The sequence below is a fragment of the Mycobacterium colombiense genome (assembly GCF_001665835.1).
Taxonomy (GTDB): domain Bacteria; phylum Actinomycetota; class Actinomycetes; order Mycobacteriales; family Mycobacteriaceae; genus Mycobacterium; species Mycobacterium colombiense_A.
Genome location: NZ_LZSX01000017.1, coordinates 1 through 585, shown reverse-complemented (window position 1 = coordinate 585; position 585 = coordinate 1). Strand labels below are relative to the sequence as shown.

1 protein-coding gene and 2 pseudogenes are annotated in these 585 nt (G+C 56.1%); 2 read left to right on the top strand and 1 reads right to left on the bottom strand.

Going from position 1 to position 585, the window contains the following annotated elements; all coding sequences use genetic code 11:
- Nucleotides 1–161: class I SAM-dependent methyltransferase (locus A5760_RS25945; RefSeq protein WP_196771978.1), on the top strand; the 161-nt coding region annotated here is incomplete at its 5' end.
- A gap of 61 nt (nt 162–222) precedes the next feature.
- Here the strand turns inward: A5760_RS25945 and A5760_RS26545 are convergent.
- A pseudogene (locus A5760_RS26545) lies at nt 223–390 on the bottom strand (class I SAM-dependent methyltransferase); the annotation flags it as partial.
- On the opposite strand from A5760_RS26545, the pseudogene A5760_RS03765 reads away from it, so the two are divergent.
- Nucleotides 384–585, top strand: a pseudogene (locus A5760_RS03765) (class I SAM-dependent methyltransferase); the annotation flags it as partial. The pseudogenes A5760_RS26545 and A5760_RS03765 overlap by 7 nt on opposite strands.

The window sequence follows — 585 nt, the reverse complement described above, 5'->3', positions numbered from 1 at the left end:
AGTTGGACCTGTGGGCCGAGGCGCTCGAGGCCAATCGAGAGCAGGCCCTGGCCATCCAGTCCCAAGAGGTCTACGACCGCTACATGAAGTACCTCACCGGTTGCGCGAAGCTGTTCCGCCAGGGCTACACCGACGTCAATCAATTCACGCTGGAGAAGTAACCGCCTCGCCAAAAGCAATCAGCCCCGAACGGATCACCGTTCGGGGCTGACTTGATAGGTCCTACTTCACCATCGTGAATTGCCCCACATTGGTGGTGCCCTTGCGGAAGAAATTCTCGCAGCCCGTCAGATAGTGCATGTACTTGTCGTAGACCTCTTGGGACTGGATGGCGATCGCCTTTTCCTTATTGGCTTCCAGATTGGCCGCCCAAATGTTGAGGGTTCGCGCGATTTATTGGCACAGAAATTTTCCCCGGTGGGCAATTGCCTGCACAGGAAGACATTTTCAAGTTCGGCGAGGCCGCGGGCTTCTCTGTTGAGAAAGTTCAGTTGCTGCGCGAGCACTACGCGCGAACCCTCAACATTTGGGCGGCCAATCTGGAAGCCAATAAGGAAAAGGCGATCGCCATCCAGTCCCAAGAGG